Source organism: Cellulomonas olei, assembly GCF_039548315.1.
GTDB lineage: Bacteria > Actinomycetota > Actinomycetes > Actinomycetales > Cellulomonadaceae > Cellulomonas.
In genome coordinates this window covers 13,769-33,167 of record NZ_JBCLVN010000015.1, presented here as the reverse complement: position 1 = coordinate 33,167, position 19,399 = coordinate 13,769, and the positions used below count along the sequence as shown (strand labels likewise).

General features: G+C 75.0%; 15 protein-coding genes and 1 other RNA gene. 6 read left to right on the top strand and 10 right to left on the bottom strand.

Annotated features, from left to right (window positions below; all coding sequences use genetic code 11):
* Window positions 1-544: 544 nt before the first annotated feature.
* Window positions 545-912, bottom strand: a transfer-messenger RNA (tmRNA) gene (gene ssrA, locus AAHH18_RS06970).
* A gap of 235 nt (window positions 913-1,147) precedes the next feature.
* Between ssrA and AAHH18_RS06965 the strand changes: the two genes are divergently transcribed.
* On the top strand, window positions 1,148-1,753 hold the full coding sequence (locus tag AAHH18_RS06965; protein ID WP_343301099.1) for a DUF6328 family protein: 606 nt from the start codon (window positions 1,148-1,150) through the stop codon (window positions 1,751-1,753).
* A gap of 12 nt (window positions 1,754-1,765) precedes the next feature.
* On the opposite strand, the gene AAHH18_RS06960 is transcribed toward AAHH18_RS06965, so the two are convergent.
* On the bottom strand, window positions 1,766-2,623 hold the full coding sequence (locus tag AAHH18_RS06960) for a TetR/AcrR family transcriptional regulator (protein ID WP_343301098.1): 858 nt from the start codon (window positions 2,621-2,623) through the stop codon (window positions 1,766-1,768).
* A 144-nt stretch (window positions 2,624-2,767) separates the two neighbouring features.
* On the opposite strand from AAHH18_RS06960, the gene AAHH18_RS06955 reads away from it, so the two are divergent.
* Both AAHH18_RS06955 and AAHH18_RS06950 read left to right on the top strand, forming a co-directional pair.
* Complete coding sequence (locus AAHH18_RS06955; RefSeq protein WP_283319833.1) at window positions 2,768-3,733, top strand: ABC transporter ATP-binding protein; 966 nt, start codon at window positions 2,768-2,770, stop codon at window positions 3,731-3,733.
* Complete coding sequence (locus tag AAHH18_RS06950) at window positions 3,730-4,464, top strand: ABC transporter permease (RefSeq protein ID WP_343301097.1); 735 nt, start codon at window positions 3,730-3,732, stop codon at window positions 4,462-4,464. The genes AAHH18_RS06955 and AAHH18_RS06950 overlap by 4 nt, the downstream gene beginning before the upstream one ends.
* Window positions 4,465-4,521: 57 nt before the next feature.
* Here the strand turns inward: AAHH18_RS06950 and AAHH18_RS06945 are convergent, their stop codons facing one another.
* Window positions 4,522-6,285, bottom strand: a complete 1,764-nt coding sequence (locus tag AAHH18_RS06945; protein WP_343301096.1) for a methyl-accepting chemotaxis protein — start codon at window positions 6,283-6,285, stop codon at window positions 4,522-4,524.
* Between the two features lie 233 nt (window positions 6,286-6,518).
* Between AAHH18_RS06945 and AAHH18_RS06940 the strand changes: the two genes are divergently transcribed.
* The 3 genes from AAHH18_RS06940 to AAHH18_RS06930 all read left to right on the top strand — a co-directional run bounded on the left by AAHH18_RS06940 (window position 6,519) and on the right by AAHH18_RS06930 (window position 11,224).
* Window positions 6,519-7,586: an ATP-dependent DNA ligase gene (locus AAHH18_RS06940; RefSeq protein WP_343301095.1), complete on the top strand. Its 1,068-nt coding sequence runs from the start codon at window positions 6,519-6,521 to the stop codon at window positions 7,584-7,586.
* Window positions 7,587-7,670: 84 nt separating this feature from the next.
* Entirely contained in the window at window positions 7,671-9,056 is a 1,386-nt protein-coding gene (locus AAHH18_RS06935; RefSeq protein WP_343301094.1) for an NAD(P)/FAD-dependent oxidoreductase, read from the top strand.
* A gap of 47 nt (window positions 9,057-9,103) precedes the next feature.
* Window positions 9,104-11,224 (top strand): thioredoxin domain-containing protein, encoded by a 2,121-nt coding sequence (locus AAHH18_RS06930; protein WP_343301093.1) that lies wholly within the window; start codon window positions 9,104-9,106, stop codon window positions 11,222-11,224.
* Between the two features lie 6 nt (window positions 11,225-11,230).
* Here AAHH18_RS06930 and AAHH18_RS06925 read toward each other — a convergent pair whose 3' ends face one another.
* The 7 genes from AAHH18_RS06925 to AAHH18_RS06895 all read right to left on the bottom strand — a co-directional run bounded on the left by AAHH18_RS06925 (window position 11,231) and on the right by AAHH18_RS06895 (window position 19,398).
* A complete protein-coding gene (locus AAHH18_RS06925) occupies window positions 11,231-12,940 on the bottom strand; it encodes a glycoside hydrolase family 5 protein (protein WP_343301092.1) in 1,710 nt (569 codons plus the stop codon).
* Between the two features lie 35 nt (window positions 12,941-12,975).
* The gene (locus AAHH18_RS06920) at window positions 12,976-13,827 is read right to left on the bottom strand and encodes a carbohydrate ABC transporter permease (RefSeq protein WP_343301091.1); all 852 of its coding nucleotides are present in this window, start codon (window positions 13,825-13,827) and stop codon (window positions 12,976-12,978) included.
* The gene (locus AAHH18_RS06915) at window positions 13,814-14,770 is read right to left on the bottom strand and encodes a carbohydrate ABC transporter permease (protein ID WP_343301090.1); all 957 of its coding nucleotides are present in this window, start codon (window positions 14,768-14,770) and stop codon (window positions 13,814-13,816) included. The genes AAHH18_RS06920 and AAHH18_RS06915 overlap by 14 nt, the downstream gene beginning before the upstream one ends.
* Window positions 14,771-14,832: 62 nt before the next feature.
* Window positions 14,833-16,077, bottom strand: a complete 1,245-nt coding sequence (locus tag AAHH18_RS06910) for an extracellular solute-binding protein (protein ID WP_343301089.1) — start codon at window positions 16,075-16,077, stop codon at window positions 14,833-14,835.
* A gap of 84 nt (window positions 16,078-16,161) precedes the next feature.
* Window positions 16,162-17,370 carry an ROK family protein gene (locus AAHH18_RS06905; RefSeq protein ID WP_343301088.1) on the bottom strand — a complete coding sequence of 403 codons (1,209 nt, stop codon included), beginning with the start codon at window positions 17,368-17,370 and terminating at the stop codon, window positions 16,162-16,164.
* A 116-nt stretch (window positions 17,371-17,486) separates the two neighbouring features.
* Window positions 17,487-17,957, bottom strand: coding sequence for an SsrA-binding protein SmpB (smpB, locus tag AAHH18_RS06900; protein WP_283319827.1), 471 nt, complete (start codon window positions 17,955-17,957; stop codon window positions 17,487-17,489).
* A 97-nt stretch (window positions 17,958-18,054) separates the two neighbouring features.
* A complete protein-coding gene (locus tag AAHH18_RS06895; RefSeq protein WP_343301087.1) occupies window positions 18,055-19,398 on the bottom strand; it encodes a peptidoglycan DD-metalloendopeptidase family protein in 1,344 nt (447 codons plus the stop codon).
* Window position 19,399 lies beyond the last annotated feature (1 nt).

Genomic DNA, 19,399 nt, shown 5'->3' with positions numbered 1-19,399 from the left:
TGCCATATGCTAGACGGCACGAGACTTTGCCCGCATCCGCGCGACAGCAATGCCGGCGGCCAGCTCACGGGGAGTTCGCGCCCGCATCCTGGCCGGGCGTCACGACGGCCCCGTCACCGGGAGACGCGTCGTGTTTGACACTGTGACGAACGTCGTTCTCGGCACGTCGGTTGCACGCGCTCCCGCAGTCGGACCAGTGACGACAAGTCGAGCGAGCCACTCGACGAGCTCGTGGTTAAGCCCCGCCGAGTGTTCGGGGCCCCTCACGGAACATCGAGCATCTGTCAACCGATGTAGGACGACGAGCGACCTGATGCGCTCAGGAGCGTCTCGTTCGCGTAAGCGCGCACCAGACTCCGCGCACAGGCACTGTCGATGGCACGCAGCGCGACGCCCGCGCCGAAGCCGACCCCTCGCGCCAACCACTCGTCCGAGACATCGCCATCCCGAGCACACGAAGAGCCCGCCATTGCCGGCGGGCTCTTCGTGCGCTTGCTCTCCGACACGCCGCTTGCTCGTGTGTCGGGTTCGAGCAAGAGCGTCGTGGTGGAGGTGGCGGGAATCGAACCCGCGTCCGATGACGTGGAACCAGGGCTTCTCCGGGCGCAGTCTGCAGCTGCTTTTCTCGGCCCCCGCGCTCACGCAGACAAGACGCGGACGGGCCCAGTCGCCTGAAAGTCCCCGCAGCCCCGACGACGAGGACTGCGAGCAGTGGCTCCCTAGATGACGCCAGGAACTGAGTCGGAAGCTAGCTCAGGCTGACGGACTTCGAGGCTCGCTCAGGCGGCGAGGGCGAAGTCGGTGCGCTTGGAATCGGCACCTATGGGTTTACACGGAGCGTTAGCGAGATAACCGTGTGTCCTCGGCCCGCTTCTCCTGGCTCGACGATCACCGTCGAAACCGATCACCCCCAAGTGGGTGCTGCTGTGGAGTTGTCAACCGCCCCGCCCGTTCGCCGGGTGACCCCGGGGACCGTGCGCGACGCGTCCAGCATACGTGTCCAACACCGCCCCCCGCACGGTCATTCCCGCCGGTCGGCGCCCCGGGAGCGGGCGCCTCGACCTCGACCTGCGCGCGCGGTCCGGAGGCGGGACGATACGCGGTGCGTGGCGCCGGTCCCCTGCCGGCGCCGCCCAGGGAGGACACCGTGACCGAGCAGACGCACGGGCGGCCGGGCTCGCACCGCCGCCCCGACGACGCGGACGCGCGCGACGAGGCACCCCGCCGGGACGACCACGCGCACGACCACGCGGAGCACGACCGCGCAGCGCACGACCACGCAGGGCCGGACGGCCGGGACGAGACCCCGGACGAGCGCATGGACCGGAACTGGAACGAGCTGCTGCAGGAGCTGCGCGTGGCCCAGACGGGCGTGCAGATCCTCACGGGGTTCCTGCTGACGGTTCCGTTCCAGCAGCGGTTCGCCGACCTGGACGCCTACCAGAAGGGCGTGTACCTGGTGCTGGTGGTGCTGGCGGTGGCGGCGACGGGCTTCATCGTGGCACCCGTGTCGCTGCACCGGGTGCTGTTCCGCCGGCACCTGAAGCGGGAGCTGGTCGAGTCGGCGGACCGGCTGGCGCAGGCCGGGCTGGCGCTGCTGGCCCTGGTGCTGGCGGGCTCGGCGCTGCTGCTGTTCGACGTGGTGGTGGACCGGGCGGCGGGCGCGTGGGCGGGCGGTGCCGTGCTGGTGGGCCTGGCGGTCGTGTGGCTGCTGGTCCCGGTCCACCTGGCCCGGGGGACGCCGCGCGAGTAGCGGCCGCGGGGGTCAGCCGTCGGCGACCAGCCGGGCGATGATGCGCGCGCCGGCCTCCGGGGACATGTGCGGCGAGCCGGTGAGCTTGCCCTCCAGGGTGACGACGTTGAGCACGCTGATGATGGCGAGCGTGAGGTCGCGGTCCTGCTGGGTGGGCTCGTCGGGGCCGGGGTCCTCGCCGGCGGCGCGGCGGCGTGCCTGCCGGATGCGGACGGCCTGGGCGGTGGCGGTCTCGAACGACCGCACGTGGAGCTCGACGAGCTCGCCGGCCTCCCCGGGGTTGCGCAGGCCGTAGCTGAGGAACTCCAGGGACAGCAGCAGGTTCGGGTCGTCCTGGGTGGCGCGGATCCAGCCGGCGAGCGCCTCGGTGTCGACGCGGTCGTCGGTGAGCCCGGGCATGTCGAGCGCCGGGTCGTCCATGGCGATGCCGAGCCGCTCGCGGGCCAGGGCGAGGAACAGCCCGCTCTTGGACCCGAAGTGCGCGTAGAGGGCGCCCTTGGTGTAGCCGGCCTCGGCGGCGATGTCCCCGACGGAGGCACCCTCGTAGCCCTGGGCGGCGATGACGCGGGAGGCGGCGTCCAGCAGGTCGGCGCGCGTGCGGTCGACCTTCTCGCGGCGGTTCTCGCGGGCGCGGTGGTCCCCGCCGCGGCGGGCGACGTTCTCGGACGCGTCGGCGAGCCCGCGGGACGCCTCGCGCAGGCCCGCCGCGAGCGCCTCGCTGACCTCGGGCACGACCGACTGCGCCTGCTTGCCGAGCAGCCGGGTGAGGGTCGCGGTCGCGTCGGCGAGGGCGCGCGTGGCGGCGCTGATCGAGTCGTCGACGCCCGGCGTGCGGTGGCCGGTCTCGTCGTACGGGTCCTGTCGTGCCATGCCGCCCATCGTACGCCTTCACGTACCGATCGGTATGTGTGACGCGTCATCGCAGATCAGAGAGACATACCGTCTGGTATCTGCCGACAGGTATCTGCTACCGTCCGGGATGTACCGATCGGTTTCCGAATGAGGAGGACGGGGATGGCGACGCAGGAGGTGCTGCGCGTCCGCGGGCTGCGCAAGCGCTACCGGGGACGCAACGGGGTGCAGGCGAACGACGGGATCGACCTCGACGTCGACGCCGGGCAGGTCGTCGGGCTCCTCGGGCACAACGGGGCCGGCAAGACGACGCTCGTCAACCAGGTCGTCGGGCTGGTCCGGCCCGACGCGGGGACGATCCTGCTCGACGGCGTCGACGCGGTGGCCCAGCCCGACGAGGCCCGCCGGCGCACGAGCATCCAGGCGCAGGCGAACGTGCCGATCACCGGCCTGACCCCGCGACGCGCGATCGAGCTGGTCGGGCGGATCCGCGGCGGTGAGCGCGCGGCCGTGCGGGACCGCGTCGCCGGGCTGCTCGACGCCCTCGACCTCGGGCCCTGGGCGGACACCCCCGCCGAGAAGGTGTCGGGCGGCATCGCGCGCCTGACGGCCTTCGCCATGACCGTCGTGACGCCGGGGCGCCTGGTGGTGCTCGACGAGCCGACCAACGACGTCGACCCCGTGCGCCGCCGGCTGCTCTGGCGGCAGATCCGCGCGCTCGCCGACGAGGGCCGCGGCGTGCTGCTGGTGACCCACAACGTCCGCGAGGCGGAGCGCGTCGTCGACCGGCTCGCCGTGCTGGACCGCGGCGTCGTGCTCGCGGACGACACCCCGGCCGGGCTGACCGCCCACCTGCAGGGCACGCTGACCGTCGAGGCGGACGTCTCCCCCGGCGCCGGCCTGACCTGGCACCCCGCGGTCCGGGCGGTGTCGAGCACCCGCGGCCGGGAGACCGGCACGGTGCGCGCCGACGACGCGGCGGAGGTCGTGCGCTGGGCGCAGGCCGAGGTCGCCGCGGGCCGGCTCGAGCGGTACGCGCTCACGCCCGCCTCGCTCGAGGACGTCTACGTCGACCTCGTGGGCCACGAGCGCTCCGAGGCGCTGGCGACGGCGGGTGAGGCCGCGTGACCGCCATCGGCCAGACCCTCATGCTCGCGCAGTGGCAGTTCCGGCGTCAGTCCGCGTACCTGCCGCTGATGGTCGTCGTCCAGGTGTTCATGGCCGTCGCGACCGTGATCGGCTACGGCCTGCTCGTGGGCGACCCCGACCCGGTCACCGCGCTCTACCTGGCGACCGGCGCGCCGACCGTCACCCTCATCACGATCGGCCTGGTCATCACCCCGCAGATGCTGAGCCAGTCCCGCACCGAGGGCAGCCTCGACTGGATGCGGACGCTGCCCGTCCCGCGGTCGGCGTTCCTGCTGAGCGACCTGCTGGTGTGGACGCTGCTCGCGCTGCCCGGCATGGTGCTCGGCGTCGTGGCGGGCGTGCTGCGGTTCGACGTCGACCTGAGCCTCGCGCCGTGGCTGGTGCCCGGCTCGCTGCTGGTGTCGCTGACCGCCGCCGCCGTCGGGTACGCGATGGCGTCGCTGCTGCCGCCCGCCGTCGCGGCGCTCGTGACGCAGGCGCTGGTGTTCATCGTGCTGCTGTTCTCCCCCGTGTCGTACCCGGCGGAGCGGATGCCCGGCTGGCTGCAGGGCGTGCACGAGTGGCTGCCGATCCAGCCGATGGCCGAGCTGGTGCGGGCCGGGCTGGTGAGCGACACGTTCCAGCTGCCGGGGCGGTCGCTCGTGGTGCTGGTCGTGTGGTGCGTGGCGTCCCTCGCGGGGGCGGTCGTCGCGCTGCGCCGGCGCGCCTGACCAGGTGCGACGTCTCGGGGCGCCGGTCGGGATCCCACCCGGCCGGCGCCCCGCCGGTCACGCCGTCGGCAGCGTGACGAACGCGGTGGTGGGCTCGTCACGCCGCGCGGGCTCGCGCTGCTGCGGCAGTGCGGGCGTCGCAGCGCCCGACCCGGCCGGCATCCGGTACCGGAACTGCCCCACGACGCCGCGCAGCCGCCCGGACAGCGCCGCGAGCTCGCCCGCCGCGCGCTCGGACTCCGCCGACCCGTCGCGCGTGACGGCCGCGGCCTGCGCGACGCCGGCGATGTTCTCCGCGATCTGCCCCGAGCCGCCCGCGGCCTCGGTGACGTTGCGCCCGATCTCCGCCGTCGTGGCGGTCTGCTCCTCGACGGCCGCGGCCACCGTGGTCTGCAGCTCGTGCACGGCGCCGACGACCCGGGAGATCTCCGCGACGGCCTCCACGGCCCGGGCCGCGTCGGCCTGGATGGCCTCGACGCGGCGCGCGATGTCCTCCGTCGCGCTGCCCGTCTCCTGCGCGAGGTCCTTGACCTCGCCGGCGACCACGGCGAAGCCCTTGCCCTCGTGCCCGGCCCGCGCGGCCTCGATGGTCGCGTTGAGCGCGAGCAGGTTCGTCTGCCCGGCGATCGCCGCGATCGACTTCACCACGTCGCCGATCTGCCGGCTCGACTCCCCGAGCCGCTCGATGACGTCCGTCGTCTCCGCGGCCGACCGCGCCGCCTGGTCGCTGATGCGGGCGGCCTCGCTCGTGGACCGGCTGATCTCCTGGATCGACGCGTCCATCTGCTGGGTGCCGGCGGCGACGGTCTGCGTGGTGCGGGACACCTGCTCGGCGGCCGCGGACACCACACCGGCCTGCGCCTCGGTCTGCTCGGCCTGCGCGGCGATCTGCTGGGCGGACCCGGACAGCTGCTCGGCGGCGGCCGCGAGCGTGACCGACGTGGTGTCAATGTCCCCCACGACCTCGCGCAGCGTGCCGATCGCGCGGTCGAGCGACCGCGCGGCGCGCCCCGGCTCGTCCCGCGTGTCCAACCCGGCCTCCACGGTCAGGTCACCCTCGGCGAGGGCGTCGCACGCGACCCGGACGCGCTCGACGGCCCGCAGGATGCCGCGCGCGGTGAGGAGGCCGAGGGTGAGCGCCAGCGCCAGGCCTGCGGCGAGCAGCACCACCACCAGGGTGCGGTTCGAGGAGTAGGCGGCGTGCGCCTCGGCCACGGACCGCTGGGCGGAGGCCTTCTGGTCGTCGACCATCGCGGCGAGCGCGTCCATCATCGTGGAGATCAACGGGGCCGCCTGCATGTCGCGCGCCTGCTGCCAGGCCGCCAGGTCGCCCCGCTCGGCGGCGGGCAGCAGCGTCCGGTCGCGGAGCTGCTGGTAGGACGCCAGGGCGTCGGCGAACGTCGCCGCGCCCTCCGCGAGGGACTCGTGCCCCGCCGCGGAGGCGTCCGCCACGACGGCGTCCAGGTCCTCGGCGATCGTCGCGTCCAGCGCCGCGATGTCGCGCACGAACGTCTGCCGGGAGGCGTCGTCGGCCGCGAGCGCGTGGCTCGTGACGTCCAGGCGCATCTCGAGCGTCGAGCGGCGCATCGCGACGACCCGCTCGAACCCGAGCAGGTCGTCGTCGTACACGGAGGCGGTGGCGGCGTCCGTGCGCGCGAGGGCCGCGAGCGCGGAGCCCCCGACGGCCCCGGCGACGACGACACCGACGAGCACGGACGCGACGACGCGGGTGCGGACGCCGAGGTCCCCGAACCGGCGGCGGCGCGGCCGCGGGCTCGGGGTGGTGCGGTCCGGTCGTGGACGGCGTGCGGGCACGGACATGGGTCCCCCTGGCTGGTCGGCGCGCCCCCCTGCGGCGCGCGGTGCCGCCCCGATCGGCCCGCGCGGGGCCCCCGCCATGGGACCTCGGTCCCCCCGACCTGCACGTTCGTGCAGCGGGACGCGCCGACGCCACCGCTCGTCCACCGCTCGACGGTGGCCCGGCGCCGCGACGACCAGCACCTCCCGACCCCGACCTCTGGCCGGTCCCGCCGACGCCGAGCAGGATGGGCGCCATGGACCTGCCCGTCATGCCCCCGGTCGCGCCGATGCTGGCCAAGGCGGTGCCCGAGATCCCCGATCTCGGGCACACCGAGCCCAAGTGGGACGGGTTCCGCACCATCGTGTTCCGGGACGGCGACGAGGTGGTGCTCGGCAGCCGCAACGAGAAGCCGATGACGCGCTACTTCCCCGAGCTGGTCGAGCAGCTCCGGGCGCACACCCCGGAGCGGTGCGTCCTGGACGGGGAGATCGTCGTGGTCGCGGGCGACCGGCTCGACTTCGACGCGCTGCAGCAGCGCATCCACCCCGCCGAGAGCCGGGTGCGGCTGCTGTCGACGCAGACGCCGGCGTCGTTCGTGGCGTTCGACGTGCTGGCGCTCGGCGACGACGACCTCATGCGCACGCCGCTGCGCGACCGCCGCGCGCGGCTGGTCGACACCCTCGCCGGCGCGTCGGCGCCCGTGCACGTCACGCCCGCGACCGCCGACCTCGCCGAGGCGCAGGACTGGTTCCGGCGGTTCGAGGGCGCCGGCCTCGACGGGGTGGTCGCCAAGCCGCTCGACGGGACCTACCAGCCGGACAGGCGCGCGATGTTCAAGGTGAAGCACGCCCGGACGGCCGACTGCGTGGTCGCGGGTTTCCGGTGGCACAAGTCCGGGCCGGTGCTCGGCTCGCTGCTGCTGGGGCTGTGGACCGACGACGGCCGGCTGCAGCACGTCGGGGTCGCCGCCTCGTTCCCGATGGCACGCCGCAAGGCCCTCGTCGAGGAGCTCGCCCCGCTGCGCGCCGACGACCTGTCAGGGCACCCGTGGGGCGACTGGGCGGACCAGTCCGCGCACGAGGGCAAGCGGATGCCGGGGGCCGTCAGCCGGTGGAGCGCCGGCAAGGACCTGTCGTTCGTCCCCCTGCGCCCGGAGCTCGTCGTCGAGGTCGCCTACGACCACATGGAGGGCGACCGGTTCCGGCACACTGCCCAGTTCCGGCGCTGGCGCCCCGACCGTGACCCGGCGACCTGCACCTACGCCCAGCTCGAGGAGCCTGTCGGGTTCCGGCTGTCGGAGATCCTCGCGCCGCCGTCCTGAGCCCCGCGGGCCCCGCCGCGCGCGGCGCCGACCGCGCTCGTAGGGTCGACCGGGTCCCGCCTCCTCCCGCGGAAGGACCCCCCGATGAGCCACACCGCACCGGCCCCGGACCGGGCACCCACCCCCGCCCGGCCCCACCACGTGGTCGTGATCGGCTCCGGGTTCGGCGGGCTGTTCGCGACCAAGGCCCTGGCCGACGCCCCCGTGCGCGTCACCGTCATCGACGGCACCGCGACCCACCTGTTCCAGCCGCTGCTCTACCAGGTGGCCACGGGCGTGCTGTCCGTCGGCGAGATCGCGCCGGCCGTGCGGGACGTGCTGCGCCGGCAGCGCAACGCCCGCGTGCTGCTGGGCGTGGTGACCGACATCGACGTGGAGCAGCGCGTCGTGGTGTCGTCCTCGCCGCTCGGGGAGACGCGCACCTCGTACGACAGCCTGGTCGTCGCGGCCGGCGCCGGGCAGTCGTACTTCGGCAACGACCGGTTCGCGGACCACGCGCCGGGCCTCAAGAGCATCGACGACGCCCTCGAGCTGCGCGGGCGCATCTTCGGGGCGTTCGAGCTGGCGGAGCTCGCCACCGACCCGGCGGACCGCGCCCGCCTGACGACCTTCGTGGTGGTCGGCGCCGGCCCGACCGGCGTGGAGATGGCCGGCCAGCTCGCCGAGCTCGCCCACCGCTCGCTGCGCGGCAACTTCCGGCACCTCGACCCCGCGCAGGCGCGCATCCTGCTGGTCGACCCGGTGCCGAAGGTGCTGCCCGGCTACCCGGAGAAGCTGCAGGACGCCGCCGCCCGCACGCTCGAGGGCCTGGGCGTCGAGCTGCTCATGAACCACAAGGTGGTCGACGTCGACGCGGACGCGGTCGAGGTGGAGGACCCCGACGGCCGGCGCACCCGCATCGCCGCCCAGACGAAGGTCTGGGCGGCGGGCGTCGCGGCGTCCCCGCTCGGCCGGCTGCTCGGCGAGCGGACGGGTGCCGAGGTCGACCGGGCCGGCCGCGTCGTCGTGGAGCCGAACGGCTCGCTGCCCGGGCACCCCGAGGTGTTCGTGGTCGGCGACATGGCGGCGCGCACGTCCGTGCCCGGGGTCGCCCCCGCGGCGATGCAGACCGGCCGGTACGCCGCGCAGGAGATCGTGCGCCGGCTGCGGGGCGAGCCCTCGGGCGGCCCCTTCGTGTACCGGGACAAGGGCAGCCTGGCGACGGTCTCGCGGTTCGAGGCGGTCGCGAGCATCGGCGCCGTGAAGGTGTCGGGGTTCCTCGCCTGGCTGCTGTGGCTCGGGGTGCACCTCGTGTACCTCGTGGGGTTCAAGAACCGCGTGACGACGCTGCTGCACTGGGCCGTGTCGTTCGTCGGGCGGGGCCGCTCGGAGCGCACCGCCACCTGGCAGCAGGTGGTCGGCCGCACGGTGCTGCGCTCGCGCGGCGCGCAGCACCCCACCCGGCGCGCGGACGACGTCGCGGGGAGCTGACCCCGGCGCGCTCGCGGCGCGGCGCCGCCCGGGTGACAGTGGAGGGCATGGCCGACCGCCTCGCCCGCAGCACCAGCCCGTACCTGCGCCAGCACGCCGGCAACCCCGTCGACTGGTGGGAGTGGGGCCCGGACGCCCTGGCCGAGGCCCGCCGCCGGGACGTCCCGCTGCTGGTGTCGATCGGCTACGCCTCCTGCCACTGGTGCCACGTCATGGCCCACGAGTCCTTCGAGGACCCGGAGGTCGCCGCCGTGATGAACCGCGGGTTCGTCAACGTCAAGGTGGACCGCGAGGAGCGTCCCGACCTCGACGCGGCGTACATGGCCGCCACCCAGGCGATGACCGGGCAGGGCGGCTGGCCGATGACGGTGTTCGCCACGCCGGACGGCGACCCGTTCTTCTGCGGCACGTACTTCCCGCCGGTGCCGGTCGCGGGGCGGCCGTCGTTCCGGCAGGTGCTCGACGCCCTGTCCCGGACCTGGCGGGAGCGGCGCGACGAGGTCCGGGCGGGGGCCGCGGAGCTGCTCGCGGCGGTGGGCGGCGCCGCGGGGCCGGCCGACGGCTCCCCGCCCCGCGACCCGGGCGACGCGGGCCGCCCCGGCGACCCCGCCGCCGACGCCGGCTCCCCCGCGCTCGACCTGACCGCCGTCGCCCGGGTCGGCGACCTGGCCCTGACGGCGCTCGCCGACGCGTACGACGCGGAGCACGGCGGGTTCGGCGGCGCCCCGAAGTTCCCGCCGTCGCCGCTGCTGGAGTGGCTGCTGCGCCGCGCGGCCCGGACGGGCGACGAGCGCGCCCTGACGATGGCCGGGGCCACCCTGACCGCGATGGCCCGCGGCGGCATGGCGGACCAGGTGGGCGGGGGCTTCGCGCGCTACTCCGTGGACGCCACGTGGACGGTGCCGCACTTCGAGAAGATGCTCGAGGACAACGCGATGCTGCTGCGGGTGTACGCGCACTGGTGGCGGCTGACGGGGTCGGACCTGGCGCGGCGCGTCGTCGAGGGCACCGCGGAGCACCTGCTGCGGGACCTGCGCACCCCGGAGGGCGGCTTCGCGTCGTCGCTCGACGCGGACACGGCCGGCGTCGAGGGCGCCACCTACGTGTGGACCCCGGCGGAGCTGACCGCGGTGCTCGGGCCGGAGGACGGGGCGTGGGCGGCGGACGTGCTCGGGGTGACGCCCGAGGGCACCTTCGAGGCCGGGGCGTCGGTGCTGACGCTGCGCGCCGGGCCGGACCCGCGCGAGGAGGTCCGGTTCGAGCGCGTGCGCCGGGCCCTGCTGCGGGCGCGTGCGGCCCGCCCGCAGCCGCACCGGGACGACAAGGTGGTGGCGGCGTGGAACGGCCTGGCGGTCGCGGCGCTCGCCGAGGCCGGCGCGGTGCTGGGGCGCCGGGAGTGGGTGGCCGCCGCGCAGGACGCCGCCGAGCTGCTCCACCGCGTGCACACCCTCCGGGGCGGCGACGGGCTGACCCGGCTGGCCCGCACGTCGCGCGACGGCGCGGTGGGGACGGCGCCGGGCGTCCTGGCGGACTACGCGGCGGTCGCCGAGGGCTGGCTCGTGCTGGGCGGTGTCACCGGTGACGGCCGCTGGACCATCCGCGGGTCGGCGCTGCTCGACACGGTGCTCGCCCGGTTCCGGGCACCCGGGCACGGGTTCCGGGCGACCGCCGACGACCAGACCGACCCGGTGGTCGGCCGCCTCACCGGGGGCCCCGACGTCGCGGACGGCCCGAGCCCGAACGCCGGCGCGGCCGCGGCGGGCGCGCTGCTGACCCGGGCCGCGCTGACCGGCTCGGCCACGGACCGTCAGGTGGCCGAGCTCGCGCTCGCCGACCCGCTGTCGATCGCGCACCGCCACCCGCGGGCCGTCGGGTGGGCGCTCGCCGTCGCGGAAGCCGTCCTGGACGGCCCCCGCGAGGTGGCGGTGGTGGGCCGGGCCGACGACCCGGGGCGGGTCGCGCTCGTCCGCACCGCCGTGCGGGCGACCGCACCGGGGCTGGTGCTCGCGCAGGGCGACCCGGACGAGGTCGCCGGCTCGGCGGACGCGGTGGGGCTGCTGCGGGACCGGCCGCTGGTCGGCGGACGCGCCGCGGCGTACGTGTGCCGCGGCTTCGTGTGCGACCGCCCGACCACCGACCCCGCGGAGCTGCGGGGGTCGCTGGGCTGACCCGCCTCAGCCGACCTCGACCCGCCGCACCCGGGTGCCGCCGGGCCCCCCGACGACGTGCAGGACCGCGCCTCCCGCCGGCAGGTGCACGGTCCAGATCCACGCGTCGTCGCCGTCCGCGACCGCCGGACCGGGCGCCGTGGCCGGGGCGGCTGCGGACGCCTCCCCCGGACCGGGCTCCGCGTCGAGCCGCAGGTCCGGCGTCGCCCCATGCCCGCGCACCCGCACGGTCACGGTGACCGGCTCGGGCACCCGGACGCGGTAGGCGACCCGGTCCCCGTCGGCGAGGCGCAGCGACAGCCGCCGCTCGACGTCCCCGGGTCGCCCGCCGACGAGGTCGAAGTCGGGCTCCCCACCGCCGTCGAGCTCGATCGGCGCGCCCTCGTCCCGGCGCAGCACGGGCTCGGCGGCAGGCGTCGCGAACGCGTGGTCCCCGGGGCGGAAGCCGTACGCGACGGCCGGCAGCGACAGCGGCGGCCGGCGCTGCAGGGCACGGACGACCTCCGGCCGCGGCGTGCACCGGGAGGGCGCCAGCGCCTCGAGCAGCGCCTGGAGGGTGGCCCAGGCGTCGTCGGCGCCCGGCCGCGGCGCCCGCCCCGAGGCGTACGCGAGCACCTCGTCCCAGCCGGCGGGCGGGTCGACGGACAGCGGCGACGTCAGCGTCCCGACCTTCTTCCACGTCCAGAAGCACCACGACACACCCAGGTCGTCGTACATGCCGAACGCGGTCGCCAGCCAGTCGGGGTTGTTCTCACCCCCCTCGCCCATGTACACGGGCAGCCCGAGCCCGGCCCCGGTCCGCAGGTACCCCTCGATGCCGGGGCGGTCGGGCGGCGACCAGTACTTGTGGAACTGCAGCATCGACTGCGGGTCCCACACCTGCGTGAAGATGTCCCAGTTGGTCGCCCAGTGGGTGCCCTCGTAGATGAGCACGTGCCGGGTGTCGACCTCGCGGATCGCCGTCGTGAGCTCCCGGTACAGCGCGACGAGCCGGTCGGGGTACCGGTGCTGCCACTCGTGCGGCAGCGGCTCGTTCAGCAGGTCGTACCCGGCGACCACGGGCTCGTCCGCGTAGTGCCGGGCGATCGCGGTCCACAGGGCGACGGTCCGCCGCCGGTGCTCGTCGTCCTCGAACAGGGCGGGGCGGCCGTGCTCGGAGTCGTCGATGTTGGTGCCGGTCTGGCCGCCCGGTGCACCGTGCAGGTCGAGGACGACCCACAGGCCGGCCTCCCGGCACCAGTCGACCAGCCGGTCCGGCAGCGCGAACGCGTCGGGGCGCACCGCGCCGTCGTCGTCCAGCAGGTAGCGGGCGTTCAGCGGGAGCCGCACGTGGTCGAACCCCGCAGCGGCGATCCACCGCACGTCCTCCTGCGTGACGAACTCGTCCCGGAACCGCTCCCAGAACCGGGCGGCCCGCCCGGGTCCGACGAGGTCGACGACGAGCGCCTCGATCTCGCGCGGCGACGCCGGCCCGCCGTCGGAGAACAGCCACATGTAGCCCTCGGGCAGGTGCCAGTTGCCGAGCCCGACGCCGCGGAGCAGCAGCCGTCGGCCGTCGCCGTCGACGAGGTGCCCGGCGTCGACGCGGACCACGTCCGTGAAGGTCGCCTGGCCGCGCGCGGCGGCCGGGTCCGCGGGCGGCCACGCACCGGGCAGGGGCGGGACGGGCGGGAGGGGCGGCGCGGGCGTGGCTCCGCCCGGGAGGGTGCGGGTCATGGGTGCTCCGGGGGTCGGGGTGGGCGCGCCGGCGGTCACTTGAGACCGGACATCGTGAAGCCCTGGACGATGTGCCGCTGGAAGATCGCGAAGACCACGAGGATCGGCACGACCATCACGGCAGCACCCGCCATCTGCAGCGAGGGGTTGGTGGCGACCTGCTGGTTGAGCAGCGCCAGGCCGACGGACAGCGTGTAGTTCGACTGCTCGCCGGCGACGACGAGCGGCCACAGGAAGCTGTTCCAGCCGGCGATGAACGTCAGCACGGCCTGCACGGCGAGGATCGGCCGCGACATGGGCAGCACCACGGACCGGAAGACCCGCAGCTCGCTCGCGCCGTCCAGCCGCGCCGCCTCGAGCACCTCGTCGGGGAGCGTCGACATGAACTGCCGGAACAGGAAGATGCCGAAGGCGGAGACCAGCGTGGGCAGCGCGATGCCGACGAGGGTGTTCGTCAGCCCGATGCGCGCCAGGATCAGGTACGTCGGGATCATGGTGACCTGGACCGGGATCATCATCGTGCTCAGCACGAGCGCGAACATCGCACCCCGGCCGCGGAACCGGAACTTGGCGAACGCGTACCCGGCCATCGCCATGAGCACGAGCCCGCCGAACCCGATCGCGACGACCACGAGCGTGTTCACCAGGTACCGCCCGAAGTCCAGCGTCTCGAACAGGTACCGCACGAACTCGAGCGTCGGCGCCCGCGGCAGCAGCCGGGGCGGGGTCGCGGTCGCCTCGCTGCGCGGCTTGAGCGCGCTGAGCAGCATCCACACGAACGGCAGGGACGTCGCGACCGCGCCGACGACCAGCAGGGCGTCGCCGAGCACGTGCCGTCGCCGCGGGCGGCGCGGGTGCGCAACGGCGCGCGGGTCAGTGCTCGTCATCGCCCCTCCTCAGTCGGAGCTGGAACCAGGTCACGGCCCCGATGACCGCGAACAGCACGAGCGACCCCGCCGACGCGAAGCCGAACTGGTTGTGCCGGAACCCCTGCTCGTACAGGTACAGCGAGATGGAGCGGGTGGCGCCGTTGGGTCCGCCCTGCGTGAGCACGTACGGCTCGTCGAAGAACTGCAGCCACGCGATGACGGTCGTGATGGTGACGAAGAAGATCGCGAACCGCAGGAGCGGGACCGTGATGCTCCAGGTGCGGCGGGCCTCGCCGGCGCCGTCGAGCTGGGCGGCCTCGTCGTACTCCGCCGGGATGGCCTGGAGGGCCGCGAGGAAGATGATGATGTTGAGCCCGCTGGCCCGCCAGACCGCGACGAGCCCGACGGAGAACCGCGCCCACGCCGGGTCGGAGAGCCAGGGCACCGGGCCGAGCCCGACGAGGCCCAGCAGGTGGTTGAACAGGCCGAACTGGCTGTTGAACAGGTATCCCCACACGAGCGCGACCGCGACGATCGCGGTGATGGCGGGCAGGAAGTAGAACGACCGCAGCACCCGGGCGAGCCGCCCGCCGCTGCGGTGCAGCAGCAGCGCGACGCCGAGCGACAGCACGACGATGACCGGCACGCCGACCACCGTGAGCAGGCCCGTCGTGGACATGGCCCGCCAGAAGTCGGGGTCGCCGAGCAGGCGCGTGTAGTTCTCGAGCCCGACGAACCGGACGGCGCCGGGGTCGGCGAGCCCCGCGATGTCCATGTCGGTGGCGCTGACCACGGCGGCGACGCCGATCGGCAGCACCGCGAACGTGAGCAGGACGAGCATCGCCGGGGCGACGAAGGTGTAGGGGACCCACCGGCCGTGGCGGCTCAGGGGCCGCGGGCGGGTGGCGCGCCCGGGGTCCGCCGCAGCGGCGGCCCGGGTGGGCAGCGTGGTGCTGGACATGGTGCTCCGCATCGAGGAGGGGGCGGGGCCGGCGCCGAGGGGGACGGCGCCGGCCCCGCCGGTCAGGACCGGGACTGGATGTCGGCGGCCTTCGCGCGGAAGGCCTCCAGGGTGGACTCCCGGTCGGCGCCGGTGGCGATCGCGGTGAGCGAGGTCATGAGCTCGTTCGCGACCAGGTCCCACGACGGCACCATGGGGACCGTCCGGGCGTCGTCGAGCTGCGCGACGTAGGTGGCGACCTCCGCGTCGCCCTCCCCGGCGAGCTGCTCGAGCGCCGCCGTCGCGGTCGGGAGCTCGTTCATCGCCTCGTACCAGGCGAGCTGCGTGTCGGGCTGCGCGAGGTAGTCGAGCAGCTCCACCGCCTCCTCCTGGTGCTCGCTCGTGCGCCAGACGCCGAGGTTCGACCCGGCGAACAGCGACGTCCCGGCCTCGTCGGCGGGCAGCGTCGTGACGGTCCACGAGCCGTCGAGCTCGGGCGCGGCGTCCCGGATCGCCTTCTCGAGGTAGGGGCCCGACACGACCATCGGCGTGGCGCCCGAGACGAAACCCTGCGTCTGGTCCCAGTCGGAGGCCGTGGGCGCCGAGCCGTCCGCGAAGAACGACAGCCAGTGGTCGACCGCGCGGTCGAACTCCGGCGAGTCGAAGTCCAGCGTGCCGTCGGCGGCGAGGATCTCCCCGCCGGCCTGCCAGGTGTACTGCGCGGGCATGGTGTTGTCCCACAGCGGCAGGTAGTAGCCGTACTGCCCGTCGCCGCGCGCGGCCAGGGTCGCGGCGACCTCCGCCATCTCCTCCCAGGTGGTGGGCGGCGCGTCGACGCCGGCCTCAGCGAGCACGTCGGTGCGCGTGAACAGCACGCGGGTGTCGGACACCCACGGCACGGACAGGCGGCGCCCCTCGGGGTCGAGGTTCGCGGGCGCCACCGCGTCGGGGAAGCCCGCCGGGTCGAGCGCCGGGTGGTCGGCCGCGAGGTCCGTGAGGTCGGCGAGCGCGCCAGCCGCCGCGAACGTCGGCAGCAGGGACAGGCCGACCTGGACGACGTCGGGGCCGCCGCCGGAGGCCACCGCGGTGGTCAGCTTGTCGTTGACGTTCTCCCAGGGGATCGCGTCCACCTGCAGCGCGATGCCGGTGTCGGCCGTGAAGTCCTCGGTCAGCTCGGTGAACGCCGGCCCGGCGTCCCCCATCACCCAGACCTTGAGCGTGGTGCTGCCCTCGGCGGCGTCCCCGCCGCCGGACGAGCAGGCGCCCGCGGTCAGGACGATCGCCGTGGCGGCGACGCCGGCCGTGATCGTCGTGGGTAGTCTCCTCATCGAGTCATCTCCTCCGTGCTGGTGGTGGTGCTCATTCCGGGCCCCGGGGGCTGGTCCTGGCCGACCTCCCCCGGGTCCCGGGCCTCAGGCGGCGCCCGAGACCGTCATGGGTCGCTCGATGAACGCCTGGAGCGGCAGCAGCGCTGCCCCCAGGGCCACCGAGTCGCCCTCGAACCGGCAGAGGTCGAGGGTGAACTGCCCGCCGGGGCGCGCGAGGCTGCTCGCGCCGATGCGGGCGACGAGGTCGGCCCGCCGCGTGGCCATGAGCCGCAGGCCGACCCAGCCGCCGACGACCACCCGCTCGGGGTTCGTCAGGTCGACGAGGTTGCCCAGGGCGATGCCGAGCACGTCGAGCGTCTCGTCCAGCACCCGGGAGGCGACGGGGTCGCCGGCGTCGGCGGCGTCCACGAGCGCGGACACGGCCCGCCAGCCCTCGCCGGTCTCGGTCGCCCCCGCCGCGCGCCAGCGCTCGAGCACCGCGTGCGCCCCGACGTACGCCTCGAGGCACCCGCGCGCGCCGCACCGGCACAGCGGCCCGTCCCCGACGGACATCCGGGTGTGGCCCCACTCCCACGCCGATCCGCGGGCGCCGCGCAGCAGGCGGCCGTCGCTGACGACGCCGAGGCCGACCCCGCGTCCGAGGAGGACGACGAGCGCGTGCCGGGCGCCCCGGGCGGCGCCGAACCAGAGCTCGGCCTCCGCGAGCGTCTTCGCGCCGTTGTCGGCGAGGACGGGGACTCCGGGGTCGCCGACCAGCTCCCGGACGGCCACCGGCGGCCAGCCGAGGCTCTGGGCGTGCAGCACCTGCCCGCCGCGGGCGTCGTCGTGCTCGACGATGCCGGGCAGCCCCAGGCCGATGCCGATGAGGGTGGCGTCCGGGCCGGGGTTGCGGTCGCGGAGCGCGGCGGTGCCCTCGCGCAGCATCGCGGCGATCTCGGCGGGGCCGGCCTCGCGGGTCGGTCCCTCGCGGAACTCCCGGTCGACGCGCGTCATGGTGAGGTCGAACAGCTCGATCGCGACGCCGCGCTCACCCACGTCGACGCCCACGAGGTGCCCGCCGGAGGCGCGCATCGCGATGCGGGCGATGGGCCGCCCGCCGTCGGACGGGACGGAGCCGACCTCCTCCACGACGCCCTCCGCGATGAGGTCGCCGACCACGTTGGTGACGGTGGCGGTGGAGAGCTCGCAGTCGGCGGCGAGGGCGGCGCGGGTGGTCTCGCGCGCCAGCACGATGCTTCGCAGCACGCGCGCGCGGTTGCGGCGCCGCAGGCTCCTCGACGTCGAGTCGGCCATGAACCCTCCTTAGTTCACGACTTAGCCTAAGTCGTGAACCCAGGAGGCGGTCAAGGGCGGGGAGGTCACGGATCGGTCACGGTCCGGCGGGGACGCGGCGGGCAGGGACCGTCCGGTCAGCGGTCGCGCTTCTCCCGCATCGCCCGCTGCGCCTCGAGGTTGTCCTGCCGCTCGCGCAGGGCCTGCCGCTTGTCCCACTCCTTCTTGCCGCGGGCCAGCGCGATCTCGACCTTCGCGCGCCCGTCCAGGAAGTACAGGGACAGCGGCACGATCGTCTGCCCCTTCTCGCGGGTCTTCGCCTCGAGCCGGTCGATCTCGTCGCGGTGCAGCAGCAGCTTCCGCTTGCGCCGCGGCGCGTGGTTGGTCCACGTGCCCTGGGAGTACTCGGGGATGTGGACGCCCTCGAGCCACGCCTCGCCGCCGTCGATCGAGCACCAGCCGTCCACCAGCGACGCCCGCCCGGCGCGCAGCGCCTTGACCTCGGTCCCGGTCAGCACGACGCCGGCCTCGAACACGTCCTCGATGAGGTAGTCGTGGCGGGCCTTGCGGTTGGACGCGACGAGCGACCGGCCGGTCTGCTTGGCCATGGGGGCGTCCTCCTTCGTGCGGGTGCGGGCGTGCGGCGGGGTGCCGCGGCGACGCAGCAGCCTATCGGCCGGCGCGCCGCACCCCCAGCGGATTCCGCTACAGGCCGAGCAGCGGCCGCGGGTTCACGGTGGCGCCGTTGACGTACACCTCGAAGTGCAGGTGGCACGCCGCCGACGTCCCCGTGTTGCCGGAGTACCCGAGCAGCTGCCCGCGGGACACCGCCTGGCCGGCCCCGACCACGAAGCTCGTCATGTGGTTGTACGAGGTCATGAGCGAGTTCCCGTCGACCAGCCCGTGGTCGACCATCACCTGGTTGCCGAACCCGTTGCGCCACTGGGCCCACTGCACGGTGCCCTCCTTGGCGGCGTAGATCGGCGTGCCGCACCAGGTGCGCAGGTCGATGCCGGCGTGCAGGCGGTAGTACCCGAGGATCGGGTGCAGCCGCATCCCGTACTCGCTGGTGACGTAGATCGGGCTGATCGAGGTGGGGTTGCCGAACAGCGCGCCGCTCACCGTGCCGCTGGGTGCCGGCGGCGGGGCGGCCCCCGCGGCGGCGGCCGCGGCGGCGGCGCGCTCGCGCTGCTGCGCGGCGACCTGCTCCAGCTTCTTGCGGATGGCCGCGGCCTCGGCGTCGATCTGGTCGACCTCGGCCTGCGCGTCCGCCTTCTGCCGCTCGACCTGGCGCTTCTTGGCGGTCTGCTCGGCGACCAGGCGCTCGACGTCGGCCTTGCGGTCGGCGGCCTCCTGCCGCGCCTCCTCGGCCTGGGCGACCTTCGCGTCCGCCTCGTCCTTGAGCTCCGCGATCCGGTCCCCCACCGCGGTGAGGCGGGCCTGGCTGTTCCGGTTGTCGGCGCTGATCGCGGCGAGCTCGTCGAGCACCTCGGACTGCGCGCGCTGCGCGGCGGTCGCCAGGCTGTACTGCTCGGTGAACTCCTCGACGGACTGCGCCTCCATCACGACGCTGAGGCCGGACAGCTCCGGGCCGCCCTGGTAGGCCTGCCGCGCGAGCTGCCCGATCTGGGACCGGATCTCGTCGGCCCGCGCCGAGTCCTGCTCGATGGTGGCCGAGATCGACGCCTGCTGGTCCTGCGCGTCCTGGAGCCGCGCGGCGATCAGCGCCGCCTCGCGCTCGTAGCCCGCGAGGGCCTCCTCGGCGGCGGACAGCGCCGCGCGCGCCGGGCCGAGCTGCTGCTGGACGGCGAGCAGCTCCTGGGCCGTCTTCGCCAGCTCCTCGCTCAGCCCCTCGAGCGCGGCCTCCGCGTCGGCGCGCTGCTGGTCGTTGGCCTGCTGCCGCTGCTCGAGCTGCGACTGCTGGTCGTCCAGGTCGTCGCCCGCGGCCGACCCCGCGGCGGTGACGCCGACGAGGACGGCGAGGACCGCGGCGAGCAGCCCCGCGAGGGGGCGCAGGCCCCGGGGGCGGTGCGGGCGGCTGCGGCGCATG

Bases quoted from the DNA above. Each gene is read 5' to 3' on its own strand.
- AAHH18_RS06960 (WP_343301098.1), bottom strand. From the start codon at position 2,623: ATGGCACGACAGGACCCGTACGACGAGACCGGCCACCGCACGCCGGGC.
- AAHH18_RS06955 (WP_283319833.1), top strand. From the start codon at position 2,768: ATGGCGACGCAGGAGGTGCTGCGCGTCCGCGGGCTGCGCAAGCGCTAC.
- AAHH18_RS06945 (WP_343301096.1), bottom strand. From the start codon at position 6,285: ATGTCCGTGCCCGCACGCCGTCCACGACCGGACCGCACCACCCCGAGC.
- AAHH18_RS06940 (WP_343301095.1), top strand. From the start codon at position 6,519: ATGGACCTGCCCGTCATGCCCCCGGTCGCGCCGATGCTGGCCAAGGCG.
- AAHH18_RS06935 (WP_343301094.1), top strand. From the start codon at position 7,671: ATGAGCCACACCGCACCGGCCCCGGACCGGGCACCCACCCCCGCCCGG.
- AAHH18_RS06930 (WP_343301093.1), top strand. From the start codon at position 9,104: ATGGCCGACCGCCTCGCCCGCAGCACCAGCCCGTACCTGCGCCAGCAC.
- AAHH18_RS06925 (WP_343301092.1), bottom strand. From the start codon at position 12,940: ATGACCCGCACCCTCCCGGGCGGAGCCACGCCCGCGCCGCCCCTCCCG.
- AAHH18_RS06920 (WP_343301091.1), bottom strand. From the start codon at position 13,827: ATGACGAGCACTGACCCGCGCGCCGTTGCGCACCCGCGCCGCCCGCGG.
- AAHH18_RS06915 (WP_343301090.1), bottom strand. From the start codon at position 14,770: ATGTCCAGCACCACGCTGCCCACCCGGGCCGCCGCTGCGGCGGACCCC.
- AAHH18_RS06910 (WP_343301089.1), bottom strand. From the start codon at position 16,077: ATGAGGAGACTACCCACGACGATCACGGCCGGCGTCGCCGCCACGGCG.
- AAHH18_RS06905 (WP_343301088.1), bottom strand. From the start codon at position 17,370: ATGGCCGACTCGACGTCGAGGAGCCTGCGGCGCCGCAACCGCGCGCGC.
- smpB (WP_283319827.1), bottom strand. From the start codon at position 17,957: ATGGCCAAGCAGACCGGCCGGTCGCTCGTCGCGTCCAACCGCAAGGCC.
- AAHH18_RS06895 (WP_343301087.1), bottom strand. From the start codon at position 19,398: ATGCGCCGCAGCCGCCCGCACCGCCCCCGGGGCCTGCGCCCCCTCGCG.